12 protein-coding genes are annotated in these 13,613 nt (G+C 72.1%); 9 read left to right on the top strand and 3 right to left on the bottom strand.

Annotated features, from left to right (window positions below; genetic code table 11):
* Positions 1-7 precede the first annotated feature (7 nt).
* Positions 8-949, bottom strand: coding sequence for a DUF3109 family protein (locus tag ACZ69I_RS26670; RefSeq protein ID WP_467673944.1), 942 nt, complete (start codon positions 947-949; stop codon positions 8-10).
* A gap of 71 nt (positions 950-1,020) precedes the next feature.
* On the opposite strand from ACZ69I_RS26670, the gene ACZ69I_RS26665 reads away from it, so the two are divergent.
* The 5 genes from ACZ69I_RS26665 to ACZ69I_RS26645 all read left to right on the top strand — a co-directional run bounded on the left by ACZ69I_RS26665 (position 1,021) and on the right by ACZ69I_RS26645 (position 5,981).
* Entirely contained in the window at positions 1,021-1,953 is a 933-nt protein-coding gene (locus tag ACZ69I_RS26665; protein WP_467673942.1) for a Ppx/GppA family phosphatase, read from the top strand.
* A gap of 126 nt (positions 1,954-2,079) precedes the next feature.
* The gene (locus tag ACZ69I_RS26660) at positions 2,080-2,904 is read left to right on the top strand and encodes a sugar phosphate isomerase/epimerase family protein (protein WP_467674813.1); all 825 of its coding nucleotides are present in this window, start codon (positions 2,080-2,082) and stop codon (positions 2,902-2,904) included.
* Positions 2,901-3,533, top strand: coding sequence for a TetR/AcrR family transcriptional regulator (locus ACZ69I_RS26655; protein ID WP_470835118.1), 633 nt, complete (start codon positions 2,901-2,903; stop codon positions 3,531-3,533). The genes ACZ69I_RS26660 and ACZ69I_RS26655 overlap by 4 nt, the downstream gene beginning before the upstream one ends.
* A 161-nt stretch (positions 3,534-3,694) precedes the next feature.
* On the top strand, positions 3,695-5,548 hold the full coding sequence (gene ilvD, locus ACZ69I_RS26650) for a dihydroxy-acid dehydratase (RefSeq protein WP_470835116.1): 1,854 nt from the start codon (positions 3,695-3,697) through the stop codon (positions 5,546-5,548).
* Positions 5,549-5,678: 130 nt separating this feature from the next.
* Complete coding sequence (locus ACZ69I_RS26645) at positions 5,679-5,981, top strand: SH3 domain-containing protein (RefSeq protein WP_470835267.1); 303 nt, start codon at positions 5,679-5,681, stop codon at positions 5,979-5,981.
* Between the two features lie 67 nt (positions 5,982-6,048).
* Here the strand turns inward: ACZ69I_RS26645 and ACZ69I_RS26640 are convergent, their stop codons facing one another.
* Positions 6,049-8,331 carry a protein kinase domain-containing protein gene (locus ACZ69I_RS26640; protein ID WP_470835115.1) on the bottom strand — a complete coding sequence of 761 codons (2,283 nt, stop codon included), beginning with the start codon at positions 8,329-8,331 and terminating at the stop codon, positions 6,049-6,051.
* Positions 8,332-8,500: 169 nt separating this feature from the next.
* Here ACZ69I_RS26640 and ACZ69I_RS26635 point away from each other — a divergent pair, with 169 nt between their 5' ends.
* The 4 genes from ACZ69I_RS26635 to proC all read left to right on the top strand — a co-directional run bounded on the left by ACZ69I_RS26635 (position 8,501) and on the right by proC (position 12,002).
* Positions 8,501-9,106, top strand: a complete 606-nt coding sequence (locus ACZ69I_RS26635) for an EamA/RhaT family transporter (protein ID WP_470835114.1) — start codon at positions 8,501-8,503, stop codon at positions 9,104-9,106.
* A 267-nt stretch (positions 9,107-9,373) separates the two neighbouring features.
* Entirely contained in the window at positions 9,374-10,339 is a 966-nt protein-coding gene (locus tag ACZ69I_RS26630) for an ABC transporter ATP-binding protein (protein WP_470835112.1), read from the top strand.
* Positions 10,336-11,073 (top strand): ABC transporter permease, encoded by a 738-nt coding sequence (locus tag ACZ69I_RS26625; RefSeq protein ID WP_470835111.1) that lies wholly within the window; start codon positions 10,336-10,338, stop codon positions 11,071-11,073. Before ACZ69I_RS26630 ends, ACZ69I_RS26625 begins: the two co-directional genes overlap by 4 nt.
* A gap of 104 nt (positions 11,074-11,177) precedes the next feature.
* Positions 11,178-12,002, top strand: a complete 825-nt coding sequence (gene proC, locus ACZ69I_RS26620; protein WP_467673928.1) for a pyrroline-5-carboxylate reductase — start codon at positions 11,178-11,180, stop codon at positions 12,000-12,002.
* A gap of 68 nt (positions 12,003-12,070) precedes the next feature.
* Here proC and trpS read toward each other — a convergent pair whose 3' ends face one another.
* A complete protein-coding gene (gene trpS / locus ACZ69I_RS26615) occupies positions 12,071-13,081 on the bottom strand; it encodes a tryptophan--tRNA ligase (RefSeq protein WP_470835108.1) in 1,011 nt (336 codons plus the stop codon).
* Positions 13,082-13,613: the final 532 nt, after the last annotated feature.

Below are 13,613 nucleotides of genomic sequence, written 5' to 3'. Positions count from 1 at the left end.
GGACGGATCACCGGGATCCGGCGGAAGGACCCGCTGGATCCGCCGGATGCGGCGCCAGCAGCGGCAGCTGGGAGGCGAGCCGCTCCTCGCACAGCTCCACGAGCCGGTCGTACCCCTCCTTGCCCATCAGCTCGAGCAGCTCGGGGCCGTAGGACACGTACACCGGGTCGCCCGCGCCGTGCGCCGACGTCGCCGACGTGCACCACCAGTGCAGGTCATGACCGCCGGGGCCCCAGCCCCGCCGGTCGTACTCGCCGATCGACACCTGCAGGACGCGCGTGTCGTCGGGCCGGTCGATCCAGTCGTAGGTCCGCCGCACCGGCAGCTGCCAGCACACGTCCGGCTTGGTCTCCAGCGGCTCGCGGCCCTCCTTGAGCGCCAGGATGTGCAGCGAACACCCGGCGCCGCCCGCGAATCCGGGCCGGTTCTGGAAGATGCACGAGCCCTTGTACGGACGGGTCTGGCGGTCGCCGTCCTCGTCCGTGGCGACCCAGCCGGTCTCCCGGCCCACGTCGTGGTGCTGCCAGATGTCGGGCGTGAGCCGCTCGACGAACCCGGCGACCCGCTTCTCGTCGTCCTCGTCCGAGAAATGGGCACCCAGGGTGCAGCAGCCGTCGTCCGCACGGCCCGCCTGGATCCCCTGGCAGCCGCTTCCGAAGATGCAGTTCCACCGGGAGGTCAGCCAGGTCAGATCGCAGCGGAAGACCTGCTCGTCATCCGCGGGATCCGGGAACTCCACCCAGGCGCGGGCGAAGTCGAGACCCTTCTCGTCCGGCTCCGGAGTGCCGGACTTGCCCTGCTTGGGCAGCTTGGCCGGTGTTCCCGACTTGCCCGGCTTCTCCGCCTTCTGTGGCTTTCCCTGCTTCGTCGGCTTCTCCGACGCGGCCTGCTTGGTCGACGACTTCCCCGACTTCGATTTGTCGGTCTTCGCCTTTTTCGTCTTTGGCACGTCTCCAGGGTATGCGCGCGGCCGACCGCCCGGGGCCAGCCGAACGCCCCACGCGGCGTAGCGTTCCGTACATGAGACTCGGTGTCCTCGACGTGGGGTCGAACACGGTGCATCTGCTCGTGGTCGACGCCCATCCCGGTGCGCGCCCGCTGCCCGCACACTCGCACAAGGCCGACCTGCGCCTCGCCCAACTCCTCGACCCGGCAGGGGCGATCGGCCCCGAGGGCGTCGACCGCCTGGTGGCCGTCGTCCGCGAGGCGATGGAGGCCGCCGAGGACAAGGGCGTGGAGGAAGTGCTGCCGTTCGCCACATCCGCCGTGCGCGAGGCGAGCAACGCCGACGCCGTGCTCGCCCGCGTCAAGGACGAGACCGGCGTCGACCTGCAGGTCCTCTCCGGCGAGGAGGAGGCCCGGCTGACCTTCCTGGCCGCCCGGCGCTGGTTCGGCTGGTCCGCGGGCAAGCTGCTCGTCCTCGACATCGGCGGCGGCTCGCTGGAGATCGCGTACGGCCTGGACGAGGAGCCGGACGCCGCGGCCAGCCTGCCGCTCGGCGCGGGCCGCCTCACCGCCGCCTGGCTGCCGTCCGACCCGCCGGAGGCCTCCGACGTGAAGGCGCTGCGGCGGCACGTGCGCGCCCAGATCGCCCGCACGGTGGGCGAGTTCGCCCGCTTCGGCGCCCCCGACCACATCGTGGCGACGTCGAAGACGTTCAAGCAGCTCGCCCGTCTCGCGGGGGCCGCCCGCTCGGCCGAGGGCCTCTACGTACAGCGGGAGCTGAAGCGGAGGTCCCTGGAGGACTGGGTTCCGCAGCTCGCCGCGATGACCACGGCGGAGCGCTCGGAGCTGCCCGGCGTCTCCGAAGGGCGGGCCGGACAGCTGCTCGCGGGGGCGCTCGTCGCGGAGGGCGCGATGGACCTCTTCGGGGTCGAGACCGTGGAGATCTGCCCGTGGGCGCTGCGCGAGGGAGTGATCCTGCGCAGGCTCGACCACCTCCCGGCGCGGTGAGCGGACGGCCGCATGAGTGCTGAGCGTGCCGGGCAGGAGGCCGCCCGCCCCGCCGGGAAGGTCCCCGACCAGGGCGGCAGGAGGCCACCTCCCCGGCGCCCGGACCGGGCCCGTACGCTGTCCTTCGTGGCAGAACCAGTGGTGCGCATCCCGGATGCGAAGGTCGCCCTGTCGACGGCCTCGGTCTATCCGGAGTCGACGGCGACGGCCTTCGAGATCGCCGCGCGCCTGGGGTACGACGGCGTCGAGGTCATGGTCTGGACCGACCCGGTCAGCCAGGACGTCGAGGCGCTGCGCCGCCTGAGCGACTACCACCGCATCCCGATCCTCGCCGTCCACGCGCCCTGCCTCCTCATCACGCAGCGCGTCTGGTCCACGGACCCCTGGGTCAAGCTGCAGCGCGCGAAGGCCGCCGCCGAGAAGCTGGGCGCCTCGACCGTCGTCGTGCACCCGCCCTTCCGCTGGCAGCGGCAGTACGCGCGCGACTTCGTCGACGGAATCTGGCGGATGGCCGACGAGACGGACGTCCGGTTCGCGGTGGAGAACATGTACCCCTGGCGCTACCGCGACCGCGAGATGCTCGCGTACGCCCCCGACTGGGACGTCACCAAGGACGACTACCGCCACTTCACCGTCGACCTCTCGCACACCGCGACCGCCCGCACGGACGCGATGGAGATGATCGACCGCATGGGCGACCGGCTCGGCCACGTCCACCTCGCCGACGGCAAGGGCTCGGCCAAGGACGAGCACCTCGTCCCGGGCCGCGGCAACCAGCCGTGCGCCGAGCTCCTGGAGCGCCTGGCGGCCACCGGCTTCGACGGGCACGTCGTCATCGAGGTCAACACCCGGCGCGCGATGTCCAGTGCCGAGCGCGAGGCCGACCTCGCCGAGGCGCTCGCCTACACGCGGCTGCACCTGGCGTCGGCCGTGCGGGTGCCCCGCTCATGACCCGTGGCGCGCAGCCGGAGGCCACCGCCCCGCGCCGCCGCGGACGCCCGTCCCGTACGCAGTCGGAGACCGCACCCGCGACGCGCGACCAGATCCTGCGGGCGGCCCGCGAGGAGTTCTCCGAACGCGGATACGAGAAGTCGTCCGTGCGCGGCATCGCCAAGGCCGCAGGCGTCGACCCGGCCCTCGTACACCACTACTTCGGCACCAAGGAGCAGGTCTTCGAGGCGGCCGTCACGGTCGCCTTCGCGCCCGCCCTCCAGGCGCCCGCCGCGATCGAGGACGGCCCGGTCGACGGGGTCGGCGAGCGCCTGACCCGCTTCGTCCTCGGCGTCTGGGAGAACCCCGCGACGCGCGCCCCGCTGCTCGCCATCGTGCGCTCGGCGATGAACAACGAAACGGCTGCCGCGGTCTTCCGCCGCCTCATCGCCACCCAGCTCCTCGGGCGCATCGCCGACCGCCTCGACCTGCCGGACGCGGAGCTGCGGGCGGAGCTCGCCGCCGCGCAGCTGGTGGGCATCGCCATGCTGCGGTACGTGATCAAGGTCGAGCCGCTGGCGTCGGCGGACGCGGAGCAGATCGTGGCGCGGGTGGCCCCGGTGGTGCAGGGGCATCTGACGGGGGCGTGAGCCCGGCGCGTACTCCGCGGAGGGCGTCTGGAGCGCGATCGCTCACCGAGACGATCGTCCCGGCATGCGGACAGCTTGTCCAGATCCTGGAGCGGCGGCGTACGCTCGACAGCAGTCTTGTCTCTCCGTAGATCGCCGATTTCCTGAAGGAGCGAGCGACGATGCCCGAGCTCAGGTCCCGCACAGTCACCCACGGCCGCAACATGGCGGGCGCCCGCGCCCTGATGCGCGCCTCCGGTGTACCCGGGGCCGACATCGGGCGGAAGCCGATCATCGCCGTGGCCAACTCCTTCACGGAGTTCGTGCCCGGCCACACCCACCTGCAGCCCGTCGGCCGCATCGTCTCCGAGGCGATCCGCGAGGCCGGCGGCATCCCCCGCGAGTTCAATACGATCGCCGTGGACGACGGCATCGCGATGGGCCACGGCGGCATGCTGTACTCCCTGCCCTCCCGCGACCTGATCGCGGACTCCGTGGAGTACATGGTGGAGGCGCACTGCGCCGACGCCCTGATCTGCATCTCCAACTGCGACAAGATCACCCCCGGCATGCTGATGGCGGCGCTCCGCCTCAACATCCCGACGGTCTTCGTATCCGGCGGCCCGATGGAGGCCGGCAAGGCCACCCTGGTCGACGGCACGGTCCGCAAGCTCGACCTGGTCAACGCGATCAGCGACGCGGTCGACGAGAGCGTCTCCGACGAGGACATCCTCCGCATCGAGGAGAACGCCTGCCCGACCTGCGGCTCGTGTTCCGGCATGTTCACCGCCAACTCGATGAACTGCCTGACCGAGGCCATCGGCCTCTCCCTGCCGGGCAACGGCTCGGTGCTCGCCACGCACACCGCCCGCAAGGAGCTGTACGAGCGCGCGGGCGCCACGGTCGTCGACATCACCAGGCGCTACTACGACGGTGACGACGCCTCCGTCCTGCCGCGCAACATCGCCACCCACGCCGCCTTCGAGAACGCCATGGCCCTCGACATCGCCATGGGCGGCTCGACGAACACGATCCTGCACCTGCTCGCCGCGGCCCGCGAGGCCGAGGTCGACTACGACCTGGGCGACATCGACGCCGTCTCGCGCCGCGTCCCCTGCCTGGCGAAGGTCGCGCCGAACGCCGCGCCCACGACCACGTACTACATGGAGGACGTGCACCGCGCGGGCGGCATCCCCGCCCTCCTCGGCGAGCTGTACCGCGGCGGCCTCCTCAACGAGGACGTGCACACCGTCCACGCGCCCTCCATCAAGGAGTGGCTCGGCGCCTGGGACATCCGCTCCGGCACCGCCTCGCAGGAAGCCGTCGAGCTGTGGCACGCGGCCCCCGGCTGCAAGCGCTCAGCCGAGGCGTTCTCGCAGTCCGAGCGCTGGGACACCCTCGACACGGACGCCGCGGGCGGCTGCATCCGCGACGTCGCCCACGCGTACTCCAAGGACGGCGGCCTCGGCGTCCTCAAGGGCAACATCGCCGAGGACGGCTGCGTGGTGAAGACCGCGGGCGTCGACGAGTCGATCTGGACGTTCGAGGGCCCCGCGGTCGTCTGCGACTCGCAGGAAGAGGCCGTCGAGAAGATCCTCAACAAGGTCGTCAAGGAAGGCGACGTGGTGGTCATCCGCTACGAAGGCCCCAAGGGCGGCCCCGGCATGCAGGAGATGCTCTACCCCACCTCCTTCCTGAAGGGCCGCGGTCTCGGCAAGACCTGCGCCCTGGTCACCGACGGCCGGTTCTCCGGCGGCACGTCGGGTCTCTCGATCGGCCACGCCTCGCCCGAGGCGGCCTCCGGCGGCACGATCGCGCTCGTCGAGGACGGCGACCGGATCCGCATCGACATCCCGGCCCGCTCGATCGAACTCCTCGTCCCCGAGGAGGAGCTGACCGCCCGCAGGAAGGCCCTGGGCGGCGTGTACGCACCCAAGGCCCGCGAGCGCAAGGTCTCCGCCGCCCTGCGCGCGTACGCGGCGATGGCGACGAGCGCCGACAAGGGCGCGGTCCGGGACGTGTCGCTGCTCGGCTGAGACCCGAAACCTTTTGGGGCGCGGGCGCGTCCTTGGTGTGAGAACACGCCGAGGCGCGTCCGCGCCGCTGTGTACGGGGGAGAGCACCGTGAGCGAGAACGTCATCACACCCGAAGTCGCCGACGAGCCCATGACGGGCGGCGCCATCACGGGCGGCGCCATGACGGCGGACCAGGCCGTCGAGGCCCTGGCCGCCAGGACCTACCCGCTCGCCGCGGACGTCAACGTCCGCTCGGGCCCCGGCACTTCGTACGACAAGGTCGGCCGCCTGCGCGCCGGCACCCGCGTCTCCATCGCCTGCCAGAAGCCCGGCGAGACGGTCACGGGCCCGACCGGCACCTCGAACATCTGGGACCGGATCGGCAGCGGCCGCTACATCTCGGACACGTACGTCCGCACGGGCAGCGACGGGTACGTGGCACCGCGCTGCTGACACCCGGGTCGGCGGTCGGGACGGGCCGCGGGGCCGCCGCGGTCGAGGCGGGGCGGGGCGACCCGCGTCAGCCGGACCGCGGCGGCTTCGACGCGTCGTAGGCGAACACCGTGTTCTTGGCGGCCGCCACGACCACCACGCCACCGGCGACGGTCGCGCGCGGGCTGGCGTTCTGCTCGCCCGCCAGGCCATCGGCGCGCGGATCCGTGGTCGCGAGCACCTCGCCCTCGCGGGTGGAGAGCGTCACGACCCGGCCGCTGGCCGAGCTGAGGTACAGGGCGCCGTCACCCGCGGCGTCCCCGCCCACCGGCCCCGACAGGCCCTCGACGCCGGTCTGCCGGTCCCACTTCTTCCAGCCGGTCGCCGGGTCGAAGGCGGTGACGGTGCCGGTCTGCCCGCTCACGACGACGGTGTTGTTCGCGAGGCCGGGCGTCCCGTAGTACACCTTCGACAGCCGCGAGTACGTGACCTCGTGCGTCTTCCGGTCGACCCGCGTGATCCCGTCGTAGCCGAACGTCTCCCAGCCCTTGCGCCGGGTGTGCAGCAGGACGAGGCCGTCGCCGGTGGTGCCGACCGGCTGGACGGGGCCCTGGAGGGAGATGGCCCTGCCGAGCGTGCCCGAGTTCATGTCGACGACGTGCAGGGTGGGGTGGCGCACCAGGCCGGCCTCGATCTCGGAGCGGGGCGCGCACATCGCGTACAGCAGGGTGCCGCCGGCGGGCACCGGGGCGCACGCCCGGCCCGCGGGGAACGGCTGCTTCCAGCGCACGTCGCCGGAGTGCGCCCGCCGGGCCTCGAAGCGGGTGTTGGACGCGTCGACCGTCACGACCGTGGAGCCGACCACCACGGCGTCCCTCGTACGGCCGCCCGTCACGGCCGCCGACTGCGCGCCGGACGGCACCGACCACAGCTCCCTGCCCTTGTCGGCGTCGACGGCGACGACCTCGGTGGGCGGGTCGCCCGGCTCGTCCTCGGCCGCGAAGCGGTAGCCGAGCACGGTGTCGCCGGTCACGCCCACCAGGTGCATGCCCTGCACCGGGACGCCGGGGCTCTTCTCCGTCCAGACGCGGGAGCCGTCGGAGAGCCTGAGCCGGGTCGCGACGACCCCGCCGCCTCCGCAGAACAGCGCGTCGCCCCGCGCGACACAGCGCAGCTCGTCCGGGATGTCCTCGCGGCCGCCCGGCACGGTCTTGTGCCACGGCCGGAACCCGCCCGGCAGCTTCGCCCCGGCCGCCGCGATGTCGGTGCCCTTGTCCGCCGTAGCGCCGTTCCCGTCCGATCCGACGGCCCGCACCACCGCTACCCCGCCACCGATCGCGGCCACGGCCACGGCGGCGGCGAGCACGGGACGCCAGCGGCGGCGCAGCCGACGGCCGAGGAGGGTGCCGGAGTCGGGCGTGGGAGCGGCGGCCGGGGACGGGGTCTTCCGGGACGGTCCGGCCGGACCCGGCACCGGCGTGTGGTCGTCCGTCGACAAGTGGTGCTGCGTGTCCGTCTCGCGGATGCTGCGCGGCGGTTCGGCGGGTCCCGTCGTACCGCCCAGGTCGTAGGGGAGATCCCGCAGCCGTACGAGGAGTTCGTCCGCCGAGGGGCGCTCGTCCGGGTCCTTGGTGAGGCACGGCTCGACCACCGCGCGCAACGCCTCCGGCACCTGCCCCAACGACGGCGGCTCGTGCACCACTTGATAGGCGGTCATGTACGGGCTGTCCGCGTCGAAGGGGCCCTGCCCCGTCGCCGCGTAGACCAGCAGGGTGCCCAGCGAGAACACGTCGGAGCGCGGTCCGACCCCGCGCGGCGCCTGCAACTGCTCCGGCGACATGAAAGGCGGCGTGCCGATCACCCGCCCCGTCATCGTGAGCGTCTGCTGGTCCGCCGCGCGCGAGATGCCGAAGTCGATGACGCGCGGGCCCTCGGGGGAGAGGACCACGTTGGACGGCTTGAGGTCCCGGTGCACGACCCCGGCCCGGTGGATGTCGCGCAGCGCCTCCGTCAGGCCGATGGCCAGCGTGCGCAGCGCGGGGCCGCCGATGGGGCCCTTCTGGGCGATGTGCTGGGCGAGGGTGTGCCCCTCGATGAACGTCGTGGCCATCCACGGGTGTTCGGCCTCGGGGTCGGCGTCGATCACGGCCGCGGTGAAGGCGCCGCTGACCCGGCGGGCCGCGGCCACCTCCTGCCGGAAGCGGATCCGGAACTCCTCGTCGTCCGCGAACTGCCGGTGGATCAGCTTGATCGCGACGGGGCGCCCGGACGCGGTACGCGCCAGGAACACCGTGCCCATGCCGCCCGAACCGAGGCGTGCCTCCAGCGGATAGCCGCCGATCTCTTCCGGGTCTCCTCCGCGGAGAGTCATGCTCACCGGCCTCCCCGTGTACCCCAGTACCCCTATGACGTCACGTCCATTACGGCACGCCTTCCGCCGTCCAAACTAGTCGCCGGGCGGTGTGGCCTGGCAAGGAGGGGGACGAAAAGGGCGTGCCCGGGTTTCGTGGCCGCCCGGCACGGCAGGCGATAATCAAACGGTGAGCGACGAACCCGGCACCCACGGCCCCTCCACCGGCACGACCGGTGCCTCCGGCACGCCGGATGCTTCCCGGACGGGGGCCTCCGGTGCGGCGGATGCTTCCGGTACGGCGGGCGCCTCCGCTCCGTCCGGCACCGCCGCCGGGCCGCGGCCCGAGCCCATCCGCTTCTTCGGCACGACCTGGGTCGAGCACGACGGCGGTTACGGCGCCCGCCGCGTCGCCGTCGCCGTCGGCTCGCTGCTCGCGGCGGTCGTCGGCTGCTTCGTCCTGCGCTTCGCCTACGAGGGCCTGGCCATCGCGGCGGTGGGCCGGTTCGTGAACCTGCTCGTCGTCGTCATGTTCGCGATCTGCAGCGCCATCGCCTTCCGCCGTGCCTGGGACGGTTTCTCCCGCCGCCACGACGCGGCGTCGCAGGCCTCGGCGCGCGGCCTGATGACGATCGGCTTCGTCGGCGTCCTCCTCGCCCACTTCTTCCGCTCCCTGAAGGAGGCCCCGGGCGAACAGCTCCACCGCGAGGAGTACGAGGCGGCCCGCGAACAGTACGAGAAGCGCACGGCGCGCCGCACGGGCAACCCCACCCGCAAGAAGAAGCGGAAGCGCTGAGGCGCCCGGGGCACGGTTCCCGGGCCGCGGGATCCGGCCCGGCGGCGCATCGGGCTGCGGGGCTCCAGGTCGTACGCCTGGGGTATGCCTCGTGGCCGCGTACCCGGATCGCGGGCCGACCGCACCAGTGCCCTGACGCCCGCCCTCGACTCCCGCAGCGACCGCCTCCGCTGGAGCCGTTGCCGTTGCCGTTGCCGTTGCCGGAGCCGCCTGCTTGCCCCGCGCCCCGCCTTGACGGGCCCGGGTGGCGGGAGGAGTATTCATCACATGGTGAATAAACGAGGATCGGCACCCGGACCCGAGACTTCGGCACCCCCGCCCTCGGCGCGCGCGGACCGCACCGAAAGCCCGTCCGACCCGGACGCGAGCCTGTCCGACCCCAACGCCAGCCCGGCCGAGCCCAACGCCAGCCCGGCCGTCCTCGCCGAGAACCTGACCGCCGTACGCGGCCCCCGCACCGTCCTGCGCGGCCTCGACTTCACCGTTCCGCGCGGCCGGATCACCGGCCTCCTCGGCCCCTCGGGCTGCGGCAAGTCGACGCTCATGCGCGCGATCGTCGGCACCCAGGCCAAGGTCACCGGCGTTCTGGAGGTCCTCGGCCACCCCGCGGGAGCCCCCGCCCTGCGTTCCCGCATCGGGTACGTCACCCAGAACCCGTCCGTCTACGACGACCTGACCGTCCGCCAGAACCTCGACTACTTCGCGGCCGTCCTCGACCCGGGCCCGGGCGCCGCCGCCGAGCGCCGCCACGACCACGTCGCCCGCGTCCTCGACGACGTCGCCCTCACCTCGCACGCCGACTCCCTCGCCGGCAACCTCTCCGGCGGCCAGCGCAGCCGCGTCTCCCTCGGCGTCGCCCTCTTCGGCACCCCCGAACTCCTCGTACTCGACGAACCGACCGTCGGCCTCGACCCCGTACTCCGCCGCGACCTGTGGGACCTCTTCCACGCCATCGCCACCGACCGCGGCGCCACGCTCCTCGTCTCCTCCCACGTCATGGACGAGGCGGAACGCTGCCACCGCCTCCTCCTCATGCGCGAGGGCGAACTCCTCGCGGACGAGACCCCCGACGCCCTGCGCACCCGCACCCACTCCGAAACGGTCGAAGCGGCCTTCCTGCACCTCGTGGACGAAGCGACCGCCACGGACACCCCGGCCGCCACCACCGGTGCCGGGGCCGGTGCCGGGGACGACGCCGACCGACCGGCCCCGCCAGGAAGCAGCCCCCGATGAACGCCTACCGCACCCTCGCCACCGCAGCCCGCGTCCTGCTCCAGCTCCGCCACGACGTGCGCTCCATCGCGCTGATGATCCTGGTCCCGTGCGTGATGCTGCTCCTCCTGCGCTACGTGTTCGACGGCAGCCCGCAGACCTTCGACTCCATCGGCGCCTCGCTCCTCGGGATCTTCCCGCTCATCACGATGTTCCTGGTGACCTCGATCGCCACCCTCCGCGAACGCACCTCCGGAACCCTCGAACGCCTCCTCGCCATGCCCCTCGGCAAGGGCGACCTCATCGCCGGCTACGCCCTCGCCTTCGGAGCCGTGGCCGTCGTCCAGTCGACCCTCGCCACGGGTCTCGCCCTGTGGGCCCTCGGCCTGGACGTCACCGGCTCCGCCTGGCTGCTGCTCCTGGTCGCCCTGCTCGACGCCCTCCTCGGCACCGCGCTCGGCCTCTTCGTCTCCGCCTTCGCCGCCTCCGAATTCCAGGCCGTCCAGTTCATGCCGGCGGTGATCTTTCCCCAGCTCCTGCTCTGCGGCCTCTTCACGCCGCGCGACCGGATGCAGCCCGCCCTGGAATGGATCTCCAACGTCCTCCCCATGTCGTACGCCGTCGACGGTATGAACGAAGTCCTCCACCACCCCGAGATCACCGGCGACTTCCTCCGCGACGCCGTCATCGTCGCCGCCTGCGCCGTCCTGGTCCTCGGCCTCGGCGCGGCCACCCTGCGCCGCCGCACGGCCTGACCCACCCCGCTCCCCGGTGTTCCGCCCACCGGACAGCGCCGCTGCCGCCGACGCCCCAATGCGAGGATGGCCCTCGGACGACGCAACCCCGGAGGCCACCGCCCATGAGCAGCAACACGCGCCAGAAAGTCGCCGTACTCGGCACCGGAAAGATCGGTGAAGCCCTGCTCAGCGGCATGATCCGCGGCGGCTGGGCGGCCGCTGACCTGCTGGTCACCACCCGCCGCCAGGAACGCGCCGACGAACTCCGCACCCGCTACGGCGTCACCCCCGTCAGCAACGCCGACGCCGCCAAGCAGGCCGACACCCTGATCCTCGCCTGCAAGCCGCAGGACATGGCGAAGCTGCTCGACGAACTCGCCCCGCACGTCACCCCCGACCGCCTGATCATCAGCGCCGCCGCCGGAATCACCACCGCCTTCATCGAAGAGCGCCTGCCCGAGCGCACGCCGGTCGTCCGCGTCATGCCGAACACCCCCGTCCTCGTCGACGAGGGCATGTCCGTCATCTCCGCCGGCAGCCACGCCTCGGGCGACGCCCTGGCCCACGCGGAGGCCATCTTCGGCGCGGTCGGCAAGACGCTCCGGGTCCCCGAGACCCAGCAGGACGCCTGCACCGCCCTCTCCGGCTCGGGCCCCGCCTACTTCTATTTCCTCGTCGAGGCCATGACGGACGCGGGCATCCTCCTCGGCCTGCCCCGCGACAAGGCCCACGACCTGATCGTCCAGGCGGCGATCGGCGCGTCCGTCATGCTCCGCGACAGCGGCGAGCACCCGGTGAAGCTCCGCGAGAACGTCACCTCCCCCGCGGGCACGACGATCAACGCGATCCGGGAACTCGAGAACCACGGAGTGCGCGCGGCCCTCATCGCCGCCCTCGAAGCGGCCCGCGACCGCAGCCGCGAACTCGCCTCCGGCAACAACACCTGACGCGCGCTACGCCCTCCGCCCGACGTCCGGGGCGTCCGGGCCGGCGCCCGTCGCCCCGACCGGAGCGCCTACCGCACCTCTCCCGCCGGTGGCAGCAGTCCGATCGCCCGGTAGGCGCCGTCCACCGTCGGCTTGGCCATTTCCCTGGCCCGCTCAGCTCCCCGCCGCAACACCTCCTCCAGGTACGCGGGGTCCGCCACCAGCTCCTTGTGCCGTTCCTGTACGGGCCTGAGCAGTTCCACCACGGCCTCGGCGGTGTCCTTCTTCAGTGCGCCGTACGACTCGTACGCACCGCTCAAGGCTTCCGGGTTCCCCCCTTGGCACGCCGCGAGGATCTCCAGCAGGTTCGATACCCCCGGCTTGGCGGCCCGGTCGAACGCGACTTCGCTCCCGCTGTCCGTGACGGCCCGCAGGATCTTCTTGCGCACGACCTCCGGCTCGTCGAGCAGATAGATGATCCCGGCCCCGGCCTCGTGGGACTTGCCCATCTTCGACGTGGGGTCCTGCAGGTCCATGACCCGCGCCGCCACCTTGGGCGGCGTGGCCCGCGGCACCACGAACGTCTGTCCGTAGCGCTGGTTGAACCGCACCGCCAGGTCCCGCGTCAGCTCGACGTGCTGGGTCTGGTCATCACCGACCGGCACCTCGTCGGCCGCGTACGCCAGGATGTCCGCCGCCATCAGCACGGGATAGGTGAGGAGCGACAGCCGCACACTCCCGCCCCGCGCCTGCTCAAGGACGGACTTCTCCTTGTACTGGATCATCCGGCGCATCTCGCCGTCCGTCGCGACGCACTCGAGGAGATACGAGAGCCGGGCGTGCTCGTCCACATGGCTCTGGGCAAAGACGGTGGCCCGCTCCGGATCGATCCCGGACGCCAGCAGCAGCGTCGCCGCCTGCCGACTGAGCCTGCGCACCCGCCCTGGATCGTGCTCCACGGTCAGGGCGTGCAGGTCGACGATGCTGAACAGGGCGTCGGCCCGGTACTGGTCCACCTCGGCCCACTGCCGGATGGCTCCCAGGTAGTTGCCCAGGGTCAGGTGCCCGGTCGGCTTGACCCCGCTGAAGATCCTCGTCATCTCTCCACCTCCTGGTCAGGACCGCCGGCCCGGCCGCCGGGCTCCAGGTCCTCCAGGGGGAGAAACAAGAACGGCCGCCGAGGCGGCGGCCGTTGAGTACATGCGTATGTACGGCCGCCCTCAGGCGGCCCACCACAGTTGGGCGTACGCACGTGTAGTCACGTGCTCCAGAGTAGACCTGCCAGGAGGCGCTGTCCTGGAGTTGACACGCCTGGGGCTGCTACGTAGTGTTCTCCGAGTTGCCCGACGTGAGCGTCGACCACTTGGTCGGTCCCCGGGCGGCCATTCCGCAAGAACCATTCAAGCGATCGATGTCGTGTGCCCTTCCGGGACTCGTCTTCGGCTCGTCTTCATGCGTATTTGCGAAATGAGGAATCGGCGTTCGAAAGGGCGCCTCCCGATTAGGTCGGGAGCCAGGATTCCGCTAAAGTCTCACTCGTCGGAACGGCCCAACAGCCGCGAAGACAAACCCACTTCGACTGGGAGTCAGGCCCGAAAGGATCTGATAGAGTCGGAACCGCCGGAAAGGGAA

This window comes from Streptomyces sp. NPDC036815, assembly GCF_055609205.1.
Note: the sequence above shows the minus strand (reverse complement) of the source record. Positions and strands in the feature narration are given on the sequence as shown.

Bases quoted from the DNA above. Each gene is read 5' to 3' on its own strand.
- ACZ69I_RS26665 (WP_467673942.1), top strand. From the start codon at position 1,021: ATGAGACTCGGTGTCCTCGACGTGGGGTCGAACACGGTGCATCTGCTC.
- ACZ69I_RS26655 (WP_470835118.1), top strand. From the start codon at position 2,901: ATGACCCGTGGCGCGCAGCCGGAGGCCACCGCCCCGCGCCGCCGCGGA.
- ilvD (WP_470835116.1), top strand. From the start codon at position 3,695: ATGCCCGAGCTCAGGTCCCGCACAGTCACCCACGGCCGCAACATGGCG.
- ACZ69I_RS26645 (WP_470835267.1), top strand. From the start codon at position 5,679: ATGACGGGCGGCGCCATCACGGGCGGCGCCATGACGGCGGACCAGGCC.
- ACZ69I_RS26640 (WP_470835115.1), bottom strand. From the start codon at position 8,331: ATGACTCTCCGCGGAGGAGACCCGGAAGAGATCGGCGGCTATCCGCTG.
- ACZ69I_RS26630 (WP_470835112.1), top strand. From the start codon at position 9,374: ATGGTGAATAAACGAGGATCGGCACCCGGACCCGAGACTTCGGCACCC.
- ACZ69I_RS26625 (WP_470835111.1), top strand. From the start codon at position 10,336: ATGAACGCCTACCGCACCCTCGCCACCGCAGCCCGCGTCCTGCTCCAG.
- proC (WP_467673928.1), top strand. From the start codon at position 11,178: ATGAGCAGCAACACGCGCCAGAAAGTCGCCGTACTCGGCACCGGAAAG.
- trpS (WP_470835108.1), bottom strand. From the start codon at position 13,081: ATGACGAGGATCTTCAGCGGGGTCAAGCCGACCGGGCACCTGACCCTG.